We start from the raw sequence: 22,091 nt of genomic DNA on the forward strand, positions 1-22,091 counted from the left end.
CTTACTCTCAGCGCCTTAGCGCTGTCCATTGAAATGTTTGCGCAGTCCGTTCCAGCACTGCTGATAATCGCGCTGACGGTGGGGGGTGTCCAGCGCAAAGCGGGTGGGTTCGATGACGTAGCGTGACTCCAGCATAAAGGCCAGGGTCGCTTCGTACCGCTGTGGTGCCAACTCAGCCTGACTGGCCTTCTCAAACACCTCGGTCTCCGGGCCGTGGGGGGTCATGGCGTTGTGCAGGCTCATGCCACCGGGAACAAACCCGGTCTCCTTGGCGTCGTACACGCCCTCCACCAGGCCCATAAACTCGCTCATGATGTTGCGGTGGTACCAGGGCGGACGGAAGGTGTCCTCCGCCACCATCCAGCGGGGTGGGAAGATCACGAAGTCACAGTTGGCCCACCCTTCGGTGTCACTGGGGCTGGTCAACACGGTGAAGATGGAGGGGTCGGGATGATCAAAGCTGACCGTGTTCATCACGTTAAAGCGGGCCAGGTCGTACTTATAGGGCGCGCTGTTGCCGGTCCAGGCCACCACATCCAGCGGCGAGTGGCTGACCGGCGCAGTGAACAGGCCGCCGCAGAATTTGGCCAGCAGCTCGAAGGGTTCGTCCCGGTCTTCAAACCAGGCCACCGGATACTGGAAGTCACGGTCATTGGCGTAGCCGTTAGCGCCTACCGGTCCACGCTCCGGCAGCACAAACGGCGCACCGTAGTTTTCACACAGGTAACCGCGGATGGGGCCATCCAGCGGCGCGATGCGGAACTTGATGCCCCGGGGGATCACCAGGATCTCGCCGGGATTCACCACCAGGATGCCCAGCTCGGTTTCCGCTTTCAGTCCGCCTTGCTGAGGAATAAACAGCATCTCCCCGTCGGCGTTGTAGAACACCCGGTTGCCCATGTCGGTGTTGGCGCGGTAAACGTGGATACCCATCCCCAACTGAGCTTTGGCGTCACCGTTGAGCGCCACGGTGATCAGGCCATCGATAAAGTCGGTGGGGTGCTCCGGCAGGGGCAGTGGGTCCCAGCGCATCGGGTTGGGTGGCGTCGCCACGTTTTGCGGCGCGGTTTTCCACATCTCGTGGTGCAGCGGCGCAAACTCGCCCATCGCCACAGAGGGACGCAGGCGGTACATCCAAGTGCGGCGATTGCCGGCCCGCGGCGCGGTAAACGCGGTCGAGCTGAGTTGCTCAGCATACAGCTGGTAGGGGCACTGCTGGGGGCTGAACTGGCCCACCGGCAGGGCTCCGGGCAGGGCTTCGGTTTCATGCTCGTTGCCGAAACCGGTGAGGTAGTGAAGCGTGTCCATCGCCGTCATCCTTGAAACTAGTTTCAGATGAAACCAACTTAGGGGCAGCTGGTGCCTCAGACAAGTCCTGACGATGGATTGCTTCTGTCACGACGCGTAAAAGCACGCTGACAGGGCAATAAAAAAGGGCGCCGCAGCGCCCTCTTTGTTCCGGATTAATGCTCCCGGGTTTTGTGGAACTCCACTTCGGGGTAGCGTTCCTGGGTCAGGTTCAGGTTCACCATGGTCGGTGCGATGTAGGTGAGGTTGTCACCGCCATCCAGCGCCAGGTTGGTGGACGCCTTGCGACGGAACTCGTCCAGTTTCTTGGCATCGCCACACTCAACCCAACGGGCGGTCGCTACGTTGACCGGCTCGTAGATCGCCTCAACCTTGTACTCGGACTTGAGTCGGGCCACCACCACATCAAACTGCAGCACACCCACCGCGCCCACGATCAGGTCGTTGTTGTCGATGGGGCGGAATACCTGTACTGCGCCCTCTTCCGACAGCTGAACCAGGCCCTTAAGCAGCTGCTTCTGCTTGAGCGGATCCTTCAGGCGGATACGACGGAACATCTCCGGTGCAAAGTTGGGGATGCCGGTGAACTTGAACTTCTCACCCTGGGAGAAGGTGTCACCAATCTGAATGGTGCCGTGGTTGTGCAGACCGATGATGTCACCGGGGTAGGCTTCATCCGCGTGGGAACGGTCACCGGCCATAAAGGTCACGGCGTCGGAGATCGCCACGTCTTTGCCCAGGCGCACATGATGCATCTTCATGCCCTTGGTGTATTTGCCGGAGCAGATACGCATAAAGGCGATGCGGTCACGGTGCTTGGGATCCATATTGGCCTGGATCTTAAACACGAAGCCGGAGAACTTCTCTTCATCGGCCACCACCTGGCGTGCGTCGGTTTGACGCGGCTGCGGTGCCGGGGCCCATTCGGTCAGGCCGTCCAGCATATGGTCAACACCGAAGTTGCCCAACGCGGTACCGAAGAACACCGGAGTCAGTTCACCGGACAGGAACAGCTCCAGGTCAAACTCGTTGGAGGCACCGCGTACCAGTTCCAGCTCTTCACGCAGTTGCGCAGCCAGTTCGTCGCTGACCAGTTGGTCCAGCTCCGGGTTATCCAGGCCCTTAACGATGCGCACTTCCTGAATGGTGTGGCCATGGCCACTCTGGTACAGGATGGTCTCATCACGGTGCAGGTGATAAACGCCTTTGAACTCCTTACCACAGCCGATCGGCCAGGTAATGGGCGCACACATGATGTTCAGCTCGTTCTCCACCTCATCCAGCAACTCCATCGGGTCGCGGATGTCACGGTCGAGTTTGTTCATAAAGGTCAGGATCGGGGTATCGCGCAGACGGGTGACTTCCATCAGCTTGCGGGTCCGGTCCTCTACACCTTTGGCGGCATCGATCACCATCAGACAGGAGTCCACCGCAGTCAGGGTGCGGTAGGTGTCTTCAGAGAAGTCTTCGTGGCCGGGGGTGTCCAGCAGGTTAACCAGCGCGCTGTTGTAGGGGAACTGCATCACGGAGGTGGTTACGGAGATACCACGCTCCTTCTCCATCTCCATCCAGTCGGACTTGGCGTGCTGACCTGAGCCACGGCCCTTAACGGTACCGGCTTTCTGCAGCGCTTGTCCGAACAGCAGCACCTTCTCGGTGATGGTGGTCTTACCGGCGTCCGGGTGGGAGATGATGGCGAAGGTCCGGCGCTTCGACACTTCCTGGGCGTGTTGACTCATTGGCTCACTTAAATCTGGTTGGCCTGATGGCAGAAAGACCGCGCATTATAGCGCCACAGGGAGTGTAGAAAAAGGTGCCTAGTCTGACGAGCGTGGGATCCAGCCTAACGCCGACATCACCCAGGCCCCCAATGCCAGGTAACCGGTGGCCATCAGCATCTGCCCAATGCGGACCATCAGCTTGGTGCTGGCGTCCCCGCCATCGGAAAAGGTGGTGGAACCGATCAGGATCAACAGGGTGGTAAACCCGGTGGCAAACACCTTGCCCTTGGGTGAAGTGAAGATCAGCTGGCCAAACAGCAACGCCGTCAGCAGCATCAGCGCCGCAAAGAACAACCACATGGGCACCGCCACCAGCAGGTTATAGAACAGGATGGCCGCGGCGCCCCCCACCAGGTTGGCCATGATCATCCCGAGCCCCGCTTTGCTGCCGGAGGTCAGGCCCGGACTCTGGGCCAGGATCGCCACCAGCACCAACACCAGCAGGTCGCCGGAACGGTCGGTCAGGTAGAAAAACAGCAGCAGCGGCATCACCAGCAGGGTACACAACCAGGCATTGCGGTACGCCACCGCCACCGAGGGCAGCACGGGAGTGGGCTTGGCCGGAGCGGGGCCGGAAGGGATCCAGGCAAAAAACAGCGAGGTCAGCAGCAGGGCGATGGCCAATGAGCGCAGGAAGCCTAAGGCGAAGCCAATGCCCACATCGCGGTTAATAAGCCCGAGGGCCGGGAACATCAAAATGGCGATCAACAGCATGATCACGATCAGTGGATTGAGCCCCCGCTCTGCCCGGTAGAACGTCAGAAACAGCATCAGCATCTGGGCCGGAACAAACACCATGGCGTAGGGCAACAACACCACCAGTACGATGCCAGCGCTGAAGGTCAGCGCCACCCCCAGTAGCAGCTTGGTGTAGGCGCCCGCGGGCAACCTGACGCCCGGAGGCCCCAGCATCATGGCCACAAAGATGGGGGTGATCATTGCCAGGCTCCACTCGAAGGTGGCGGCCAGCATCATAGCCGTCGCCACCCCAGCGCCAAAGCGGACAATGGCGCGCTGGCGCCAGAACCCCTCGTAGTGACTCGGGCTGATCGCCTCAGTAGACATAGCTGATCAGGCTCAGCAGGCGGATCCAGGCCCAACCGATGCCGCGCAACAACCAGGCCTGATCGGTGTAGATGATGATGTCTGCCTGGCCCCCTTCACGACGAAAGCCCTTGCTGTCTTCATCGGTGAAGCGGATCAGGACCGGGAAGCGCTCCGGGTCCCGCAGCCAACCGGTGGTAGTGACCGGATCCGGCAGGGAGCCGACCGCGCTGCCGGTTTCAAACTGCACCCCGTAACTGACCGACACCACCTCCCCTTTCATCACCCTGCCGGGCGCAGCATCCAGCACCATCTCCACCGGATCACCGGGGGCGATATGCTCGAGGTTGTTCTCCCGCAGATAGGCTTCCACCCAGACATCCCGGGTGGAGATAAAGGTGACCAGCGGCTGTCCCGGATTGGCGTAGTAGCCGACGTCATAACGCAGGTTGGAGACCAGGCCCAGACGCGGAGCCCGAACCTCGGTGTTCTCCAGATCCAGCCTGGCCTGGCCCAGTGCCGTCAGCGCCCGCTGTACCTTGGGGTTGCGTTCATCGTCGATGCCCGCCTGCTGTTTGGCCACTTCCAGGTCGGCCTGGGCCTTGTCCACCCCGGCCTGGGCATTGCTGAGCGACGCCCGGGCCCGATCCACGTCGGTTTGCGACACATAGCCCTCTTCGGCCACGGCCAGCACCCGGGCCACATCGGCCTTGATGTTGTTCAGGTTGGTTACGGCCTCGATCAGGCGGGCCTGAGCGGACGCCACATTGGCGGTTCCCGCCCCAACCTCCTGGCCAGCCAGCGCCAGATCCGCTTCGGCCTTACGCACCGCCAACTGGTAGCGCTCCTGCTCAATGCGAAGCACCACCTCGCCCTGCTCCACCACCTGGTTGTTGACCACCCGAATCTCGTCGATGCGGCCCGCCACCTGGCTGGCCAGCGGCAGTACGTACGCCCGAACCCGGGCGTTATCGGTGTTAGGGGTGTATCGCTCCGCCCCCAGGTACCAGACAAAAATCAGGGTACACAGCAGCAACAGCGACAGCGAGGTATTGCGAACCAGTTTGCCCTCAGGCTCGGCAGGAGGCGTCGCCTCAGCTGACGTTTCACTCGGACTGGCAGGGGCTTCGGGCTTGGCGTCATTCGGGGCCTGGCGCTCACTCATTGACACGCTCCTTGTCTGGTTTTTCAACACTTTGCGCTTGCAGGCCCTCCCCTGTCAACCAAGCTTCCAGCAAGGTGTAACCCACCGCTAACACGACTGCCCCAACGAATAATCCGATGATGCCGGACATCATCATCCCGCCGATGGCGCCCAGCAGGATCACCAGGGTGGGGATGTTCAGCCCTTTGCCCAGCAACAGCGGCTTGAGCAGGCCATCACTGGCACTGACCAGAATTGACCAGACCGTAAACAGGATGGCTGGCAGGCCCGAAGAGACGGAGAAGACGTAGGCGATCACCGGCGCCAGCACCAGAATGGGCGGCAACTGGGCGATGGCCAGAATCAGGATAAGCAGCGTCCACAGACCGGTAAACGGCACCCCCATCAGCGCCATACCCACTCCGGCGGCCATGGCCTGGATAAAGGCCACCCCCAACACCCCCTGCGCCACGCTGCGCACGGTACGGGCAGCCAAGACCGGCAACGGCGAACCGGCATGGCCGGTCAGGCGATCGGCCATCAGCTGAATCCCCTTACCACAGGCGGGACCGGTGGCCAGGAACACCCCGCTGATCAGGATGGAGAAGGTGAACAGCGCCACCGTCGAGAGCACCCCACCAAAGGTTTGCAGCACCGAAGTCAGGTACTGTTTTATCGACTCCGCATGGGTGGTCAGAAACCGCTCCAGATTGTGCGATGCCTGCTGCCAGATCTCATAAGCACGCTCACCGATCACCGGCCACTGCTGCACCTTCTGGGTCGGGGGCGGCACTTCGAACGCCTCCGTTTCCAGCTGCTGGGCCACATCGCTGGCGCCACTGATCATGGCGCTGGCCACAAAGAAGGTCGGCAGCAGCAGGATGGCCAGAGCAATCAGGGTAATCAGGGTGGCGGAGAGCTTGGGCTTGTCGCCCAGTCGACGACTGAAGCCCAGGTGGAGGGGGTACAGGGCAACGGCCAGGATGGCCCCCCACAATACCGGCATAAAGAAGGGGCGGATGATCTGGAAGCACCAGATCAGCAGCACCAGAATCAGACCAAACTTGATCAACGCTTCGATCACGTCGCGTTCGACCGACGAACCAGGTTGGGAGGGGCTCATAAGACCTCCGGGTTGCGCCCTTGATGGAGCTCTAACCTTAGCTAATGCCACGGTTTTTTGCCGGGCATAAAAAAACGCCACCCATAGGTGGCGTTTCCGGTTCGTGGCCGATTACTCAGCCGCGCTGTTGGCCGCTTCCGCCTGCTGAATCGCATCTTCGGCAATCTCGCGCATCTCAACGAGGGCGTAGCGATGCTCGACAAACTCGTAGATGTTGGTCGCCAGCGCCAGCTTATAGAGGTTGATCGCCTCCTGTGGCCGCCCCTCCATCCGGGCTTTCTTGCCCAGGTAGAAGTACGCTTCACACAGACGCTCAGCCAGCGCCCGCTGGTTGTCGATGCCGGAGCGGCTGCCAGCCAGCAGCGCACCGGGCTCAATACGGCCGAGGTAAAGGTCTACCAGCCCGGTGGCCCAATCCGCATCGTCCAACTGGGTGCGATTGTAACGCAGCCGTGCCTGTGCCCCTTCCGGGTCGGTGTTCAACTCAGCCAGGTAAAGCCAGATCACCCGGTAGGGGTCACGCGGGTCATCCAGATAGAAAGTTTCCAGATCGGACACCGCCAATTGCGGACGCCCGCCGTAGTAGAGGGCAATGCCACGATTGAGGTAGGCGTAGCTGTAGGCCGGGTCCAGCTCCAGCACGGCGTCAAACGCCTCGTAGGCCTGGTCGAACTCCTGAGCCTGGGTGTAGTAGATCCCCATAAAGTTGTAGACATCAGGGAGATCCGGCTGCAGCTGCAGCGCCCGGGTAAAGTCGATGCGCGCCAGAGTGCGCAGGCCAACGCTGTCGTAGCGGATAGCACGGTCATAGAGGAAACGGGCACGCTGCTCGTCGCTCAGATCCGGCACCTGCAGCAGCTCGCTCAGCTTCGCCAGCGCAATCTCCAGCTGTTGATCCGGCTGTTGCGGCATCACCAGGGGCAATACCCCGGTCGTGCTGGTGTCTTCGCTGGTGCTGGCACAGCCTCCAAGGACGAGGCTCAAGGCCGCGACCAGAGGAAGCCATCGTTTTTTGGTCATAAATTCGGTTCCTTGCCTGGACCACTCTGCCCCCCAGTCTAACTCAGAAGACAGAGAAAAAAGGGAGCCATTGGCTCCCTTTTTTTCAGATGGTGGGGATTACTCCGCCGCCGGCTTGGCCGCCGCTTCCTTCATGGACAGACGGATACGACCCTGACGGTCAACTTCAATCACCTTCACATCCACTTCCTGGCCCATGGTCAGGTGGTCAGAAACGTTGTTAACACGCTCTTCGCAGATCTGGGAGATGTGCACCAGGCCATCTTTGCCCGGCAGGATGTTCACGAAGGCACCGAAATCAACGATGCGAACCACTTTACCTTTGTAGATGCGACCCTCTTCCACATCGGAGGTGATCTCTTCGATGCGGCGAATCGCTTCTGCAGCGGCAGCGCCGTCGGTGGAAGCCACCTTCACGGTACCGTCGTCTTCGATCTCGATGGTGGTGCCGGTCTCTTCGGTCAGCGCACGGATGGTGGCGCCACCTTTACCGATAACCTCACGGATCTTGTCCGGGTGGATCTTGATGGTGGTGATGCGCGGTGCGTGCATGGACAGCTCAGCGCGCGGAGCCGGCAGGGCTTCGTCCATCACACCCAGGATGTGAACACGAGCTTCGAAAGCCTGTTTCAGGGCGATCTGCATGATCTCCTGAGTGATGCCTTCAATCTTGATGTCCATCTGCAGCGCGGTCACACCGTCACGGGTACCGGCCACTTTGAAGTCCATGTCACCCAGGTGGTCTTCGTCACCCAGGATGTCGGACAGTACGACGAAGTTGTCGCCCTCTTTCACCAGACCCATGGCGATACCGGCTACGGAAGCCTTGATCGGCACACCAGCGTCCATCAGAGCCAGAGAGGTACCACACACGGAAGCCATGGAGGAGGAACCGTTGGACTCGGTGATTTCGGACACAACACGTACGGTGTAGGGGAACTCTTCGGCGGTCGGCATAACAGCCTGTACGCCGCGCTTAGCCAGTTTACCGTGGCCGATTTCACGACGCTTCGGAGAACCGATAAAGCCGGTTTCACCCACACAGAACGGAGGGAAGTTGTAGTGCAGCATAAAGCGGTCAGTACGCTCACCGATCAGTTCGTCGATGATCTGGCCGTCACGCTCGGTACCCAGGGTGGCCGCAACCAGTGCCTGAGTTTCACCGCGGGTAAACAGGGCGGAACCGTGGGTGCGCGGCAGTACGCCCGGCAGTACGGACAGGGCACGGATCATCTTGGTGTCACGACCGTCGATGCGCGGCTCACCAGCGATGATGCGGCTACGTACTACGGATTTCTCCAGGCTGCCCAGCAGGTTGGACAGTTCCTGTTCGTCCTGCTCCGGGTTCTCGGCCAGGATGGCGGCTTTGGCTTGCGCCTTCACGGCATTCACCGCTTCCAGACGGGCCACTTTCTCGGTGATGCGGTACGCGTCACCCAGACCGGCTTGAGCCAGCTCAGCCACTTTGGCAGCCAGGGCTTCGTTCTTAACCGGAGCGGACCAGTCCCAAGCCGGCTTGCCTGCTTCGGCTTTCAGCTCGTTGATGGCCTGGATAACGGTCTGCTGTGCCTGGTGACCAAACATCACCGCGCCCAGCATGATCTCTTCAGACAGCACTTCGGCTTCGGATTCCACCATCAGCACGGCGCTTTCGGTACCGGCAACCACCAGGTCCAGCTTGGAGGTTTTCAGCTCTTCAACAGACGGGTTGAGCAGGTACTCACCGTCACGGAAACCAACGCGGGCACAGCCGATCGGACCGTTGAACGGGATGCCGGACAGCGCCAGGGCAGCGGAGGTACCGATCATGGCCACCACGTCCGGGGACACAGCAGGTTCAACGGAAACGACAGTGGCGATCACCTGGACTTCGTTCATGAAGCCTTTCGGGAACAGCGGACGGATCGGACGGTCGATCAGACGCGCAGTCAGGGTCTCCCCTTCACTCGGGCGACCTTCACGCTTGAAGAAGCCACCCGGGATCTTACCGGCTGCATAGGTTTTTTCCTGGTAGTTCACGGTCAGCGGGAAGAAATCCTGACCCGGTTGAACGTTTTTCTTACCAACCACGGTTACCAGAACAGTGGTGTCGCCCATGCTGGCGAGTACGGCAGCATCGGCTTGACGGGCGATGACGCCGGTTTCCAGGGTGACCGTATGCTGGCCGTAAGGGAAGCTCTTAATGACGGGATTCACTGGCGATTCCTTAATGCGTTTTTTACCTTGAAATTCGCCCGTTAGTATACTCCAAACGCCGCCGAAAGATAGGCGTGTTTCCCCCCACGCCAAAGGCCAAATTGCAAGCAAAAGAAAAGGGTGCCCTGAGGCACCCTTTTCCCAAACTTGGGTCGACTTAGCGACGCAGGCCCAGCTTGGCGATCAGCTCTTGGTAACGAGCTACATCTTTACGCTTCAGGTAGTCCAGCATGTTACGACGCTGGGCAACCATGCGCAGCAGACCGCGACGGCTGTGGTGGTCGTGGATGTGCTGCTTGAAGTGGCCTTGCAGGTGGTTGATCTGGGCGGTCAGCAGGGCAACCTGAACTTCCGGGGAACCGGTGTCGTTCTCGCCACGACCGAAATCAGCCAGGATCTGTGCTTTAGCTTCTGCGCTTAGTGACATAGTCATATCTCCAAAAATAAGGTAAATGGCCTCCGGCCGATCACTAACTCAGCGCGGAGGCGGGGGATTGTAGCGGGTTAGCCGGTTGGGCTCAACCCTGGTGCACGTTGATCAGGCGCTTCGGGGCCACCAGACCATCTTCATTGATGGTGCCGAGGCCGATAAAGGCGCGCTGTTCGCCAACGGTCAGGCGCACGGAGCCTTCGCTCGGTGCACCGGGGATCTGTACCGGCTGACCCTGCAGCAGGTAGCTGGCCACCAACTCGTTCATGTTCACCTCGGGCAGAGTCGCCACGGCGGTGTCCATCGGTAGCAGCAGCGGATCCAGCAGCTCCTTGGGTTTGCGGTCCTGGTCATTGGCCTGGTCCAGCAGGTTCTGGATCTGCTCCAGCGTCACCATGCGGGCGTACGGGTAACCCGCCACTTGGGTGCGACGCAGGAAGCTCACGTGAGCACCACAGCCCAGCACTTCGCCGAGGTCATCAACGATGGTGCGGATGTAGGTGCCCTTGGAGCAGTGTACGTCCAGCTCCACCTCGTCACCTTCAAAGCGGTTCAGCACCAGCTCGTATACGGTGATCGGGCGCGCTTCGCGGGGCACTTCGATGCCTTCGCGGGCGTACTTGTACAGCGGCTGGCCCTGGTACTTCAGAGCGGAGTACATGGACGGCACCTGCATGGTCTCGCCACGGAACCCTTCCAGTGCGCTGTTGAGCTGGTCCAGAGTAACGTTGACCGGACGCTCGGACACCACTTCGCCATCGGCGTCAGAAGTGGTGGTACGTACGCCCAGCTTAGCCACAACGGTATAACGCTTGTCCGCGTCCAGTAGGAACTGGGAAAACTTGGTGGCTTCACCCAGGCAGATCGGCAGCATGCCGGTCGCCAACGGGTCAAGGGCACCGGTGTGTCCGGCCTTGGCGGCGTTGTAGATGCGTTTCACCTGTTGCAGCGCGTGGTTGGAGCTGATGCCCTGAGGCTTATCCAGCAACAACACACCGTCTACCGGGCGACCACGGGGACGACGACGGGTCATTACTGCTGCTCCTCGTCATCATCACGGCCAAACTGGTCGGCCTTGGCTTCATCCTGGCTACGCGCCTGGCTGACCAGGCTGGCCATACGGATGCCCTCCACCAGGGACTTATCGTAGGTGAAGCGCAGCTCCGGCATCACGCGCATCTTCACGCGGGAGGCGGTCAGCATGCGGATCTGCGGAGTCAGTTCCAGCAGGGCTTCCATCTGGCGCTTAACGGCTTCCGGATTGTCATCCAGGAAGGTTACAAACACCTTGGCGTAACCCATGTCGCGGGACACTTCCACTTCGTTTACGGTCACCATGCCCAGACGCTCATCGCGGATTTCGCGCTGAATGATCATCGCCAGTTCACGTTGAAGTTGCTGGCCGACACGGCGGGTACGACTGAATTCTCTTGCCATAATCTTCCACCAAAAAGAGGGGCCGTAGCCCCTCTTATCCACCTTACAGGGTGCGTTTCACTTCGACGGTTTCGAACACTTCGATCTGGTCGCCTACGCGAACGTCGTTGTAGTTCTTCACGCCGATACCACATTCCATACCGTTGCGAACTTCCGCCACATCGTCCTTGAAGCGACGCAGGGACTCCAGCTCGCCTTCGTAGATAACCACGTTTTCGCGCAGTACGCGGATGGGGGCATTACGCTTAACCACACCCTCGGTAACCATACAGCCGGCAACCGCACCGATCTTCGGAGACTTGAACACGTCACGAACTTCGGCCAGACCGATGATCTCCTGCTTGAACTCAGGCGCCAGCATACCGCTCATCGCCTGCTTCACTTCGTCGATCAAATCATAGATCACGCTGTAGTAGCGCAGGTCCAGGTTCTCGTTGTCCACGGTCTTACGAGCCACGGAGTCGGCACGAACGTTGAAGCCCACGATGATGGCGTTGGAAGCCGCAGCCAGAGAGGCGTCGGTTTCGGTAATACCACCCACACCACGGCCGATGATGTTCACCTTCACTTCGTCGGTGGACAGCTTCAGCAGGGATTCGGCAATCGCTTCCAGAGAGCCCTGTACGTCGGCTTTCAGTACCACGTTCAGCTCGGACACATCGCCTTCGGTCATGTTGGTGAACATGTTCTCCAGCTTGGCCTTCTGCTGACGCGCCAGCTTCACTTCGCGGAACTTGCCCTGACGGTGCAGTGCCACTTCGCGTGCTTTCTTCTCGTCACGAACCACGGTGGCTTCGTCACCGGCTGCCGGTACACCGGACAGACCCAGGATCTCAACCGGGATGGACGGACCCGCTTCTTCGATGGACTTACCGTTCTCATCGCGCATGGCACGAACGCGGCCGTATTCCAGACCACACAGAACGATGTCACCCTGACGCAGGGTACCTTCCTGAACCAGTACGGAAGCCACCGGACCACGACCTTTATCCAGGCGGGATTCGATTACCACACCACGGGCCATGCCCTCTTTACGTGCAGTCAGTTCCAGTACTTCGGATTGCAGCAGGATGCCTTCCAGCAGTTCGTCGATGCCCATACCAGACTTGGCGGATACGTGAACAAACATGTGCTCACCACCCCAGTCTTCCGGGATCACTTCGTGCTGGGCCAGTTCGTTTTTAACACGATCCGGATCCGCGGCTTCTTTATCCATCTTGTTCACGGCCACAACCAGCGGTACACCGGCAGCTTTGGCGTGTTGAATGGCTTCGATGGTCTGCGGCATCACACCGTCATCGGCAGCCACAACCAGTACCACGATATCGGTGGCCTGAGCACCACGGGCACGCATGCTGGTAAAGGCGGCGTGGCCAGGGGTATCCAGGAAGGTGATCATGCCGTTGCCGGTTTCTACGTGGTAGGCACCGATGTGCTGGGTAATACCACCGGCCTCACCCGCGGCAACCTTGGCGCGACGGATGTAATCCAGCAGAGAGGTTTTACCGTGGTCAACGTGACCCATGATGGTCACTACCGGCGCACGATCAACGGTTTCCGCTTCGGTGTCGCGGTCAGCCATCAGCGCATCTTCGAGTTCGTTCTCGTTGCGCAGGACCACTTTGTGACCCATCTCTTCGGCCACCAGCTGAGCGGTTTCCTGATCGATCACCTGGTTGATGGTCACCATGGTGCCCATCTTCATCATGGTCTTGATCACTTCGGTGGCTTTCACCGCCATCTTGTTAGCCAGTTCGGCCACAGTCACGGTTTCACCAATCTCAACGTCGCGAACCACTTTCTCAGCCGGCTTCTGGAAGCCGTGCTGCATGGTGGACGGGGCTTTTACGCCACGCTTACCGCGACCGCCGCGACGGTCGTTACGACCACCCGGAGATTTGTCAGCGGCTTTCTTCTTACGACGCGGACCACTGCGCTCGGCGCGAGCGTCCTGTTGATCTTCCGCCGCACGAGCCGCAGCAGAGGTGGTGACGTGGTAATCCGCGCTTTCCAGCTCTTTACGCTTGGCTTCTTCTTCGGCCCAGCGTTGGGCGTTTTCTTCGGCCAGACGCTTGGCTTCTTCCGCCTTCGCTTTGGCTTGCTCTTCGGCCTTACGTGCTGCTTCGGCTTCTTGGGCTTTTAACAATGCTTCTGCCTCTTTCTTGGCTTGCTCTTCCGCCGCTTGTTGCGCCGGATCGGCTTTGGCCGCTTCTACTTCGCGCTTGGCTTCCGCTTCGCGCTTAGCTTTTTCAGCGGCCTCGCGCTTGGCCTTTTCGTCGGCCTCGCGCTTGGCTTGTGCTTCCGCTTCACGCTTGGCTTTTTCTTCAGCCTCGCGCTTAGCCTGTTCCTCTGCCTCACGCTTAGCCTGTTCTTCGGCTTCGCGTTGGGCTTGCTCTTCGTCCAGCGCACTGCGCTTGACGTAGGTGCGCTTCTTGCGCACCTCTACCTGAACGGACTTGCTCTTACCGCCACCGCTGGCCACGCTCAGAGTCGAGCGGGTCTTGCGCTGAAGGGTCATGCGAGTGGGCTCGGATTTACCACCGTGTTGCTCAGAAAGGTGGGTCAGCAGCTTCTGCTTCTCCTCCTCGCTGACGGTATCACCGGCGGTCTTGTTGATCCCTGCTTCGGCAAACTGGGCCAGCAGGCGATCAACCGGCTTGCCAACTTCGGCTGCCAGCGCTTCTAACGTTTTCGCTGTCATTATTACTATTCCTCCGTTGATCGAATCAGGCGTCCTCGCCGAACCAGCAGATGTTACGTGCGGCCATGATCAGCTCGCCCGCTTGCTCTTCGCTCAGTTCTTCGATATCGCTCAGATCGTCAATGCCCTGATCCGCCAGATCTTCGAGAGTCACCACACCGCGGCTGGCCAGTACGTAGGCCAGGTGGCGCTCCATCCCCTCAAGGTTCAGCAGGTCCTCTGCCGGCTCGGCGCCGTCCAGGGCCTCTTCAGAAGCCAGAGCACGGGTGGTCAGGGCCGCTTTAGCACGCTCACGCAGCGCTTCAACGGTCTCTTCATCCAGGCCCTCAATCTCCAGCAGCTCGTTAACCGGTACGTAGGCGATCTCTTCCAGGCTGGTAAAGCCCTCGTCCACCAGCACGCTGGCGAACTCGTCGTCGATGTCCAGGGACTCAACAAACTGGGTCACCAGCTTGGCGGATTCCGCCTGATGCTTCTCTTGCATGTCTTCGGTGGTCATGACGTTCAGTTCCCAGCCGGTTACCTGAGAAGCCAGACGTACGTTCTGACCATTGCGGCCGATAGCCTGAGCCAGGCTGTCTTTTTCAACCGCAACGTCCATGGACTTGGCGTCTTCGTCTACTACGATAGAGGAAACGTCCGCCGGTGCCATGGCGTTGATCACGTACTGCGCGGTATTGTCATTCCACAGCACGATGTCGATACGCTCACCACCCAGTTCGCCGGAAACGGCCTGAACACGGGCGCCACGCATACCTACACAAGCGCCGACCGGGTCGATGCGCTTGTCATTGCTCTTCACCGCGATTTTGGCGCGGGAACCCGGATCACGAGCAGCGCCCACGATCTCGATCATCTCTTCACCGATCTCCGGCACTTCGATGCGGAACAGTTCGATCAGCATCTCCGGGCGGGTACGGGACAGGAACAGCTGGGAGCCACGGGACTCCAGGCGAACGGAGTGCAGCAGCGCACGCACACGGTCACCCGGGCGGAAGTTTTCACGCGGCAGCATCTCTTCGCGGAACAGGATGGCGTCGGCGTTATTGCCCAGGTCCACGATAATGGAATCGCGGTTCACCTTTTTCACCACACCGGTAACCAGCTCACCCTCTTTGTCTTTGAACTGCTCAACCACCTGGGCACGCTCAGCTTCACGTACTTTCTGTACGATGACCTGCTTGGCGGTCTGGGTGGTGATGCGGTCGAAGGTGATGGATTCGATCTGTTCCTCAACGAAGTCACCAACTTCGATGGTCTCATCCTCTTCCATGGCGCGAGCCGAGGAGAGGAATACCTGACGAGTCGGTACTTCCATTTCGGCGTCATCTTCGATCACTTCCCAACGACGGAAGGTATCGAATTCGCCGGTACGCTGGTCGATGGCAACGCGAACGTCGATCTCCAGTTCGTACTTCTTCTTAGTTGCGGTCGCCAGGGCAAACTCCAGCGCCTCAAAAATTTTCTCCCGCGGCACGGCCTTCTCGTTGGACACCGCCTCGGCAACTAACAGGATCTCTTTGCTCATTGTCAGCCTCGTTTCACCCTGAAACCGTTAAAACTTATGAATTACGTGGGCTTTCTGCACATTGGGCAGGGCCACTACCTGGTCTTTCTCATTGTGTCGCAGTGTCACCATGTCGCCTTCTACGGCGACAATTTCTCCCTGCCACTTTCGCTTTCCTTCCATGGGCATGTTCAGCACCACGACCGCCTCGCTACCCATGTAGCGTTGGTAGTGCTCAGCGGTAAACAACGGCCGATCCAGCCCGGGAGAAGAGACCTCCAGGTTGTATTCGGTGGTGATGGGATCTTCCACATCCAGCACCGCGCCAACCTGGCGGCTAACGGCAGCACAATCATCGACTGTGATGCCGTTTTCGTGTTCGATAAACAGACGCAAAGTGGAGTGGTTACCAGCACGGACGTACTGAATACCCCACAGCTCGTAACCAAGCGCCTCAACGGGCTCGCTCAGCATCTCAGTCAGGCGCTGTTCCATTGTTGACATGGGTTTCCCCTCTAAAACAAAAAAAGGGCTATAAAGCCCTGTCACCCGACTATCTAGGATAGCCAACCCAAGAGTGCAGATAACAAAAAACCCCGGTTGAAAACGGGGCTTTAAGTTGACTGTACCCTGTTCTGATGTGCAGTGCACATCGGTGGTCGCTAGCGACACACCACCGTCCTCGCCACGGTTTCTTTGTCAAAATGACAAGGCCTGTTGGCCACGAGGCGGTATCAGAACCGGGCAGTCAGGTTTCGATACCGGCGAATCCAATTCCGAGTCCCAAATGAGCAGCGTTTGGGGCCGGTGCGCATCGCGCCATTGGAAAGTGGTTGCGGGGGCCGGATTTGAACCGACGACCTTCGGGTTATGAGCCCGACGAGCTACCAGGCTGCTCCACCCCGCGTCAAAGTCGGCGACAGTATACCCGGGTGGCTATCCTGACGCAATATTTTGACTGAAAACTGGACTCTCCAGCTTTCGAAAAATTGGTGCCGAGAGCGGGACTTGAACCCGCACGAGCAATGCTCACCACCCCCTCAAGATGGCGTGTCTACCAATTCCACCACCTCGGCACAGAGTTTAACTGTTGTTTAGCGTGCTCAGTTCGGCACGTCGCCAGACGGTTGAGTCTCGGCGGGCTGTTCCACAACAGGAACATTGATTTCGTCCCAACCTTCGGTCGGCTTGGCAGAGTGGGCAGACATGCGACCCAGCACCAGGCTCAGAACGAAGAATGCGGTTGCCAGTAAGGCAGTCGCACGGGTCAGGAAGTTACCTGAACCACTGGAACCAAACAGAGTGGCGGAAGCGCCGGCACCGAAAGAGGCACCCATGCTTGCACCCTGGCCCTGCTGAATCAGAACCAGGCCAATAATGCCCAGTGCCACCAGCAGGTAAACAACCATCAGAATCTCGAACATTTTTCGCTCATTCCGCTTCTGAGGCGATGCGACACAGCGTAGTAAACTCGCTGGCATTCAAACTCGCACCGCCGACTAATCCACCGTCGACATCCGGCTGGGCAAACAGGTCAGCCGCATTGCTGGCTTTCACACTGCCACCGTAGAGAATCCGAATGTTCTCACCGATATAGGGCGACACTTCAGACAAACGCCGACGGATGTAAGCGTGCACTTCCTGAGCTTGCTCAGGGGTGGCGCTCTTACCGGTACCAATGGCCCAAAGAGGCTCATAGGCAATTACCGCGTTATCGAAGGCCAGGGTACCGTGTTTCTTAATCACGGCGTCCAACTCTCCGGCGATCACCTCAAAGGTGCGGTTCGCTTCGCGAGCCGGAAGGGACTCCCCCACACAGAGGATCGGAGTCAATCCCACCTTCTGTGCCATGGCGAATTTATCCGCCACGATATCGCTGGTCTCTCCGTACATACGACGGCGTTCGGAGTGACCGATGATAACATAGCTGCAGCCGAATTCTTTAAGCATTTTACCGGAGATTTCACCGGTATAGGCGCCGAATTCGTGGTGGCTCAGATTCTGGCCACCCAGTCGAACCAGGCAATCGGAAAGCGCTTCGCGATTGGCCTCGTGCAACTTCTGCACGCTATCCAAGTAGATGCTGGGCGGACAAAGGACCACCTCAACGGAATCGTCCTTAAGCTGCTTGAACTTGTCGAACAGCTCGTTCGCCAGTTGTTGACTACCATCCATTTTCCAGTTGGCAGCCACCATAGGGCGTCTCAGGGCCATATGCATCTCCTTCGAAAGCGGGCGAGATAATATCGAACTGGCCTATCACTGACAAGGCCCTTCAACGAGTTTTCGTCAGCAACAGGCGCGTTCGCTGAAACATTGCCCAATGCGAGTGAAAATCCCTCGTTTTTAGCAACAATGGCGGGAGCAGGCTCACTGCCCCTTCCCGCCACAGCGTCATTGCTGCGCTCGGGTGGCCTGCCACACCATCAGGGCATCGCGCATCTCAGCCACATCATGAACCCGCACCAGCTCGGCCCCCTGCTGGACAGCCAGCAGCGAGGCGGTCACGCTGCCCACGGCACGCTGGTCCATGGGGCGGTTCAGCAGGTCACCAATCATCCGCTTACGGGACAGCCCGATCAACAGTGGCAATCCCAGCGCCTGCAGCGGGGCGAGGTTAGCCAGCAAACGGTAGTTGTGCTGCTGGGTTTTGCCAAAGCCAAAGCCGGGATCGAGAATAAGGCGCTCCCGTCCGATACCGGCCTGCTCACAGGCCGCCACCCGTTCGGCCAGGAAGTCGGTGACTTCGCCGAACAGATCCTCGTAGTGAGGCTCCTGCTGCATGGTGCGTGGCTGCCCCTGCATGTGCATCAGGCACACCAGGGCGTCAGTCTCTGCCGCCGCTTCCAACGCCCCTGGCTCACGCAGGGCACGCACATCATTGATCAAGTCCGCCCCGGCCGCTACCGCCTGGCGCATCACTTCCGCTTTGGAGGTGTCGATGGAGATGAGCACCTCGTCACCGATCCGGCCGCGCAGGGCTTCGATCACCGGAATGGTGCGGGACAACTCGTCCGCCAGGGCCACATCGGCCGCACCGGGGCGGGTGGACTCCCCACCGATATCGAGAATGGTGGCGCCTTGCTCTACCAACATCAGGGCGTGAGCCACCGCCGCATCCCGTTGATGATGACGACCGCCGTCAGAGAAGGAATCGGGGGTGACGTTGACGATCCCCATGATGCGGGGTTGAGACAGGTCCAGCGAGCGCTGGCCAGTAGATAGCTTCATCGGTTATGCATCCTCAAACAAAAAACCCCGCGATGCGGGGTTTTTAGATAGGGTCGGCCTTACTTGGCCGGGGCTTCGTTGCCCTTGTCCGCGCTGGCGTCGGCTTTTACCGCGACCGGTTCTTCCACCTTGGTCTCGGTGTCATCAGCCGGGGCGCCACCGGTCGGCTTGCCGTTGCCGGCATCGGTGTCGTTCCAATCCGCAGGGGCGCGAACCGGACGACGCTCCATCAGGTCATCGATCTGTTTGGCGTCGATGGTTTCGTACTTCATCAGCGCATCCGTCATGGAGTGGAGGATATCCATGTTCTCAATCAGGATGGTGCGCGCCCGCTGGTAGTTGCGGTCGATAAAGTCCTTCACCTCTTCGTCGATCATCTTCGCCGTTTCGTCAGACATGTGGCTGGCCTTGGCCATGGAGCGACCCAGGAACACCTCACCGTCTTCTTCGGCGTAGTTCATCGGACCCAGCTTCTCGGACAGACCCCACTGAGTCACCATCTTACGGGCGATCTCGGTGGCGCGTTCGATGTCGTTGGAGGCGCCGGTGGTGACCTTGTCATCACCGTAGATCAGCTGTTCGGCAATCCGGCCACCGTACAGACTGGAGATCATCGACTCCAGGTGCTGCTTGGAGTGGCTCCAGCGGTCCTGCTCAGGCAGGTACATGGTGACACCCAGAGCACGACCACGAGGAATGATGGAGACCTTATAGACCGGGTCATGCTCCGGCACCATACGACCCACGATGGCGTGGCCCGCTTCGTGGTACGCGGTCATCTTCTTCTCGTCCTCAGACATCACCATGGAGCGGCGTTCCGCACCCATCATGATCTTGTCCTTGGCCTTCTCGAACTCTTCCATCGCCACCAGGCGCTTGGAGGCACGAGCAGCAAACAGGGCGGCTTCGTTGACCAGGTTGGCCAGATCCGCACCGGAGAAGCCCGGAGTACCCCGTGCAATCAGGGCGGCATCCACGCCTTCGGCCAGCGGCACTTTGCGCATGTGCACTTTCAGGATCTGTTCACGACCGCGAACGTCGGGCAGGCCCACAGTGACCTGGCGGTCAAAACGGCCGGGACGCAGCAGCGCCGGGTCCAGTACGTCCGGACGGTTGGTGGCCGCGATGACGATGATGCCTTCGTTGCCTTCAAAGCCGTCCATCTCAACCAGCATCTGGTTCAGGGTCTGCTCACGCTCATCGTGACCACCGCCAAGACCGGCGCCACGCTGACGACCTACCGCATCGATCTCATCGATAAAGATGATGCAGGGGGCGGATTTTTTGGCCTGGTCGAACATGTCACGGACACGGGACGCGCCCACACCCACGAACATCTCAACGAAGTCAGAACCAGAAATGGTAAAGAAGGGAACCTTGGCTTCACCCGCAATGGCTTTGGCCAACAGGGTTTTACCGGTACCCGGCGGACCCACCATCAGAACACCGGTCGGGATCTTACCGCCCAGCTTCTGGAATTTGCTCGGGTCACGCAGGTAATCCACCAGTTCCGCCACCTCTTCCTTCGCTTCGTCACAACCAGCGACATCTGCGAAGGTGGTTTTGATCTGGTCTTCGCTCATCAGACGGGCCTTGCTCTTGCCGAAGGACATGGCGCCTTTACCGCCACCGCCCTGCATCTGACGCATAAAGAAGATCCACACCCCGATAAGGAGCAGCATGGGGAACCAGGAGATGAAGATTTGGGCCAGCACGCTGGGTTGCTCCGGCGGCAGGCTCTTAATCTGAACGTTCTGCTTGTACAGGTCGTTGATCAGATCTTCGTCGTAAATCGGCATGTAGGTAACGAACTTCTCACCACCTCGGGTTTGACCCTTGATGGTGGTGCCGTCGGGCTGGAATTCCACCGAGCCGACCTGTCCGTCGTTAATGGCACTAATAAAGGTGCCGTAATCCATGGCATTGTTGGTACGAGACGATGGGGAATACCCCTGGAAAACCGTCATCAGCACCACGGCAATCACCAGCCACAGGATCAGATTCTTTGCCATGTCACTCAAGGTATGGGACCTCGCATATTCCTTGGTTTATCAGGGCTAGCTTACCCTTTGTAACCGCTTGCCACAATGTAGACCTCACGCGAACGGGCACGGGAGGAGTCGGGTTTACGGATCTTTACGTTGCCAAACACGGAACGGACTTCTTGCAGGTACTGATCGAAGCCTTCGCCCTGGAACACTTTGACCACAAAGGCGCCGTTTTTCTTCAACACCTGGTGGCACATGTCAAAGGCCAGCTCCACCAGATACATAGCGCGAGGTTGGTCCACCGCACCGGCTCCAGAGAAGTTAGGCGCCATGTCAGACATCACCACGTCGACCTTCTCGTCACCGATGTGTGTTAACAATGCATTAAGCACCGCTTCTTCACGGAAGTCACCCTGCAGAAAGTCGACACCGGCGATTGGGTCCATCGGTAAAATGTCACAAGCGATCACCATGCCGTCCTGACCCACCTGTTCGGTGGCGTACTGCGACCAGCCTCCCGGTGCGGCACCGAGGTCGACCACTTTCATGCCGGGTTTCAGCAGGCGATCTTTGCCCTGGATCTCTTCCAGTTTAAACACTGCACGGGAACGCAGGCCCTGCTTCTGGGCTTTTTTTACGTACTGGTCGTCAAAGTGCTCGGTCAACCAGCGTTTGGAACTGGCACTGTGTTTTTTCTTAGTCATGCCGCCGGGAATCTCTCCGAGGATTCAGGGTATCTGGCCGATTCACGACCGCTACCATTAGTATTAGGCTATAGATGGCGTTAGAATACGCGCTTTTCAAGTCCACCACGTCAAAAAGAGTGCCTGATGACGCAACTGACCAATAAGCAAAAGCAGTACCTGAAAGGGCTGGCCCACAGCCTGCGCCCGGTCGTGCTGCTCGGTGCCAACGGCCTGACCGAAGGGGTTCTGGCCGAGATCGAACAGGCGCTGGATCACCATGAACTGATCAAGGTGAAAGCCGCCACTGAAGACCGCGAAATGAAGCGCGCCATTATGGACGCCATCGCTCGCGAAACCGGAGCCACCGAGGTTCAGGTGATTGGCCATATCCAGGTGCTGTACCGGCCTTCCAAACAGCCAAAGATCGAGCTGCCGAAAGCCAAGTAAGCCATCAAAAAAGCCGCCCTCGGGGCGGCTTTTTTGTGGCCTGAGGGA

Annotated in this window: 19 protein-coding genes and 2 tRNA genes; 1 reads left to right on the forward strand and 20 read right to left on the reverse strand. The window is 59.1% G+C overall.

Annotation, left to right across the window (positions count from 1 at the left end):
* Positions 1–15 precede the first annotated feature (15 nt).
* The 20 genes from hmgA to rlmE form a co-directional block, all read right to left on the reverse strand.
* Positions 16–1,308 (reverse strand): homogentisate 1,2-dioxygenase, encoded by a 1,293-nt coding sequence (hmgA, locus tag FBAL_RS14700; protein ID WP_013346372.1) that lies wholly within the window; start codon positions 1,306–1,308, stop codon positions 16–18.
* A 155-nt stretch (positions 1,309–1,463) separates the two neighbouring features.
* Positions 1,464–3,047 carry a peptide chain release factor 3 gene (gene prfC, locus FBAL_RS14705; RefSeq protein WP_013346373.1) on the reverse strand — a complete coding sequence of 528 codons (1,584 nt, stop codon included), beginning with the start codon at positions 3,045–3,047 and terminating at the stop codon, positions 1,464–1,466.
* 78 nt (positions 3,048–3,125) lie between these two features.
* Positions 3,126–4,154: a DUF2955 domain-containing protein gene (locus FBAL_RS14710; protein WP_013346374.1), complete on the reverse strand. Its 1,029-nt coding sequence runs from the start codon at positions 4,152–4,154 to the stop codon at positions 3,126–3,128.
* Positions 4,144–5,298: an HlyD family secretion protein gene (locus FBAL_RS14715; RefSeq protein WP_013346375.1), complete on the reverse strand. Its 1,155-nt coding sequence runs from the start codon at positions 5,296–5,298 to the stop codon at positions 4,144–4,146. The genes FBAL_RS14710 and FBAL_RS14715 overlap by 11 nt, the downstream gene beginning before the upstream one ends.
* Positions 5,291–6,400 carry an AI-2E family transporter gene (locus FBAL_RS14720; protein WP_013346376.1) on the reverse strand — a complete coding sequence of 370 codons (1,110 nt, stop codon included), beginning with the start codon at positions 6,398–6,400 and terminating at the stop codon, positions 5,291–5,293. Before FBAL_RS14720 ends, FBAL_RS14715 begins: the two co-directional genes overlap by 8 nt.
* A gap of 111 nt (positions 6,401–6,511) precedes the next feature.
* The gene (gene nlpI, locus FBAL_RS14725) at positions 6,512–7,420 is read right to left on the reverse strand and encodes a lipoprotein NlpI (RefSeq protein WP_013346377.1); all 909 of its coding nucleotides are present in this window, start codon (positions 7,418–7,420) and stop codon (positions 6,512–6,514) included.
* 99 nt (positions 7,421–7,519) lie between these two features.
* Complete coding sequence (gene pnp, locus FBAL_RS14730; protein WP_013346378.1) at positions 7,520–9,616, reverse strand: polyribonucleotide nucleotidyltransferase; 2,097 nt, start codon at positions 9,614–9,616, stop codon at positions 7,520–7,522.
* Positions 9,617–9,773: 157 nt separating this feature from the next.
* Positions 9,774–10,043 (reverse strand): 30S ribosomal protein S15, encoded by a 270-nt coding sequence (rpsO, locus tag FBAL_RS14735; protein WP_013346379.1) that lies wholly within the window; start codon positions 10,041–10,043, stop codon positions 9,774–9,776.
* Positions 10,044–10,134: 91 nt separating this feature from the next.
* Positions 10,135–11,079 carry a tRNA pseudouridine(55) synthase TruB gene (gene truB, locus FBAL_RS14740; RefSeq protein WP_013346380.1) on the reverse strand — a complete coding sequence of 315 codons (945 nt, stop codon included), beginning with the start codon at positions 11,077–11,079 and terminating at the stop codon, positions 10,135–10,137.
* Complete coding sequence (rbfA, locus tag FBAL_RS14745) at positions 11,079–11,483, reverse strand: 30S ribosome-binding factor RbfA (protein ID WP_013346381.1); 405 nt, start codon at positions 11,481–11,483, stop codon at positions 11,079–11,081. The genes truB and rbfA overlap by 1 nt, the downstream gene beginning before the upstream one ends.
* 43 nt (positions 11,484–11,526) lie before the next feature.
* The gene (gene infB / locus FBAL_RS14750) at positions 11,527–14,184 is read right to left on the reverse strand and encodes a translation initiation factor IF-2 (RefSeq protein ID WP_013346382.1); all 2,658 of its coding nucleotides are present in this window, start codon (positions 14,182–14,184) and stop codon (positions 11,527–11,529) included.
* A 25-nt stretch (positions 14,185–14,209) separates the two neighbouring features.
* A complete protein-coding gene (gene nusA / locus FBAL_RS14755; protein ID WP_013346383.1) occupies positions 14,210–15,712 on the reverse strand; it encodes a transcription termination factor NusA in 1,503 nt (500 codons plus the stop codon).
* A gap of 27 nt (positions 15,713–15,739) precedes the next feature.
* Positions 15,740–16,195, reverse strand: coding sequence for a ribosome maturation factor RimP (rimP, locus tag FBAL_RS14760; protein ID WP_013346384.1), 456 nt, complete (start codon positions 16,193–16,195; stop codon positions 15,740–15,742).
* Between the two features lie 326 nt (positions 16,196–16,521).
* Positions 16,522–16,598: transfer RNA gene (locus tag FBAL_RS14765), tRNA-Met, on the reverse strand.
* 83 nt (positions 16,599–16,681) lie between these two features.
* Positions 16,682–16,767: transfer RNA gene (locus FBAL_RS14770), tRNA-Leu, on the reverse strand.
* A gap of 27 nt (positions 16,768–16,794) precedes the next feature.
* Positions 16,795–17,115, reverse strand: coding sequence for a preprotein translocase subunit SecG (gene secG, locus FBAL_RS14775; RefSeq protein ID WP_013346385.1), 321 nt, complete (start codon positions 17,113–17,115; stop codon positions 16,795–16,797).
* Between the two features lie 7 nt (positions 17,116–17,122).
* A complete protein-coding gene (tpiA, locus tag FBAL_RS14780; RefSeq protein ID WP_013346386.1) occupies positions 17,123–17,905 on the reverse strand; it encodes a triose-phosphate isomerase in 783 nt (260 codons plus the stop codon).
* 180 nt (positions 17,906–18,085) lie between these two features.
* Positions 18,086–18,922, reverse strand: a complete 837-nt coding sequence (gene folP / locus FBAL_RS14785) for a dihydropteroate synthase (RefSeq protein ID WP_013346387.1) — start codon at positions 18,920–18,922, stop codon at positions 18,086–18,088.
* 59 nt (positions 18,923–18,981) lie between these two features.
* Positions 18,982–20,943, reverse strand: a complete 1,962-nt coding sequence (gene ftsH / locus FBAL_RS14790; RefSeq protein ID WP_041251321.1) for an ATP-dependent zinc metalloprotease FtsH — start codon at positions 20,941–20,943, stop codon at positions 18,982–18,984.
* A gap of 41 nt (positions 20,944–20,984) precedes the next feature.
* Complete coding sequence (gene rlmE, locus FBAL_RS14795) at positions 20,985–21,614, reverse strand: 23S rRNA (uridine(2552)-2'-O)-methyltransferase RlmE (protein ID WP_013346389.1); 630 nt, start codon at positions 21,612–21,614, stop codon at positions 20,985–20,987.
* A 126-nt stretch (positions 21,615–21,740) separates the two neighbouring features.
* Here rlmE and yhbY point away from each other — a divergent pair, with 126 nt between their 5' ends.
* Positions 21,741–22,043, forward strand: a complete 303-nt coding sequence (gene yhbY, locus FBAL_RS14800) for a ribosome assembly RNA-binding protein YhbY (protein ID WP_013346390.1) — start codon at positions 21,741–21,743, stop codon at positions 22,041–22,043.
* Positions 22,044–22,091 lie beyond the last annotated feature (48 nt).

The organism is Ferrimonas balearica DSM 9799, from assembly GCF_000148645.1.
Taxonomy (GTDB): domain Bacteria; phylum Pseudomonadota; class Gammaproteobacteria; order Enterobacterales; family Shewanellaceae; genus Ferrimonas; species Ferrimonas balearica.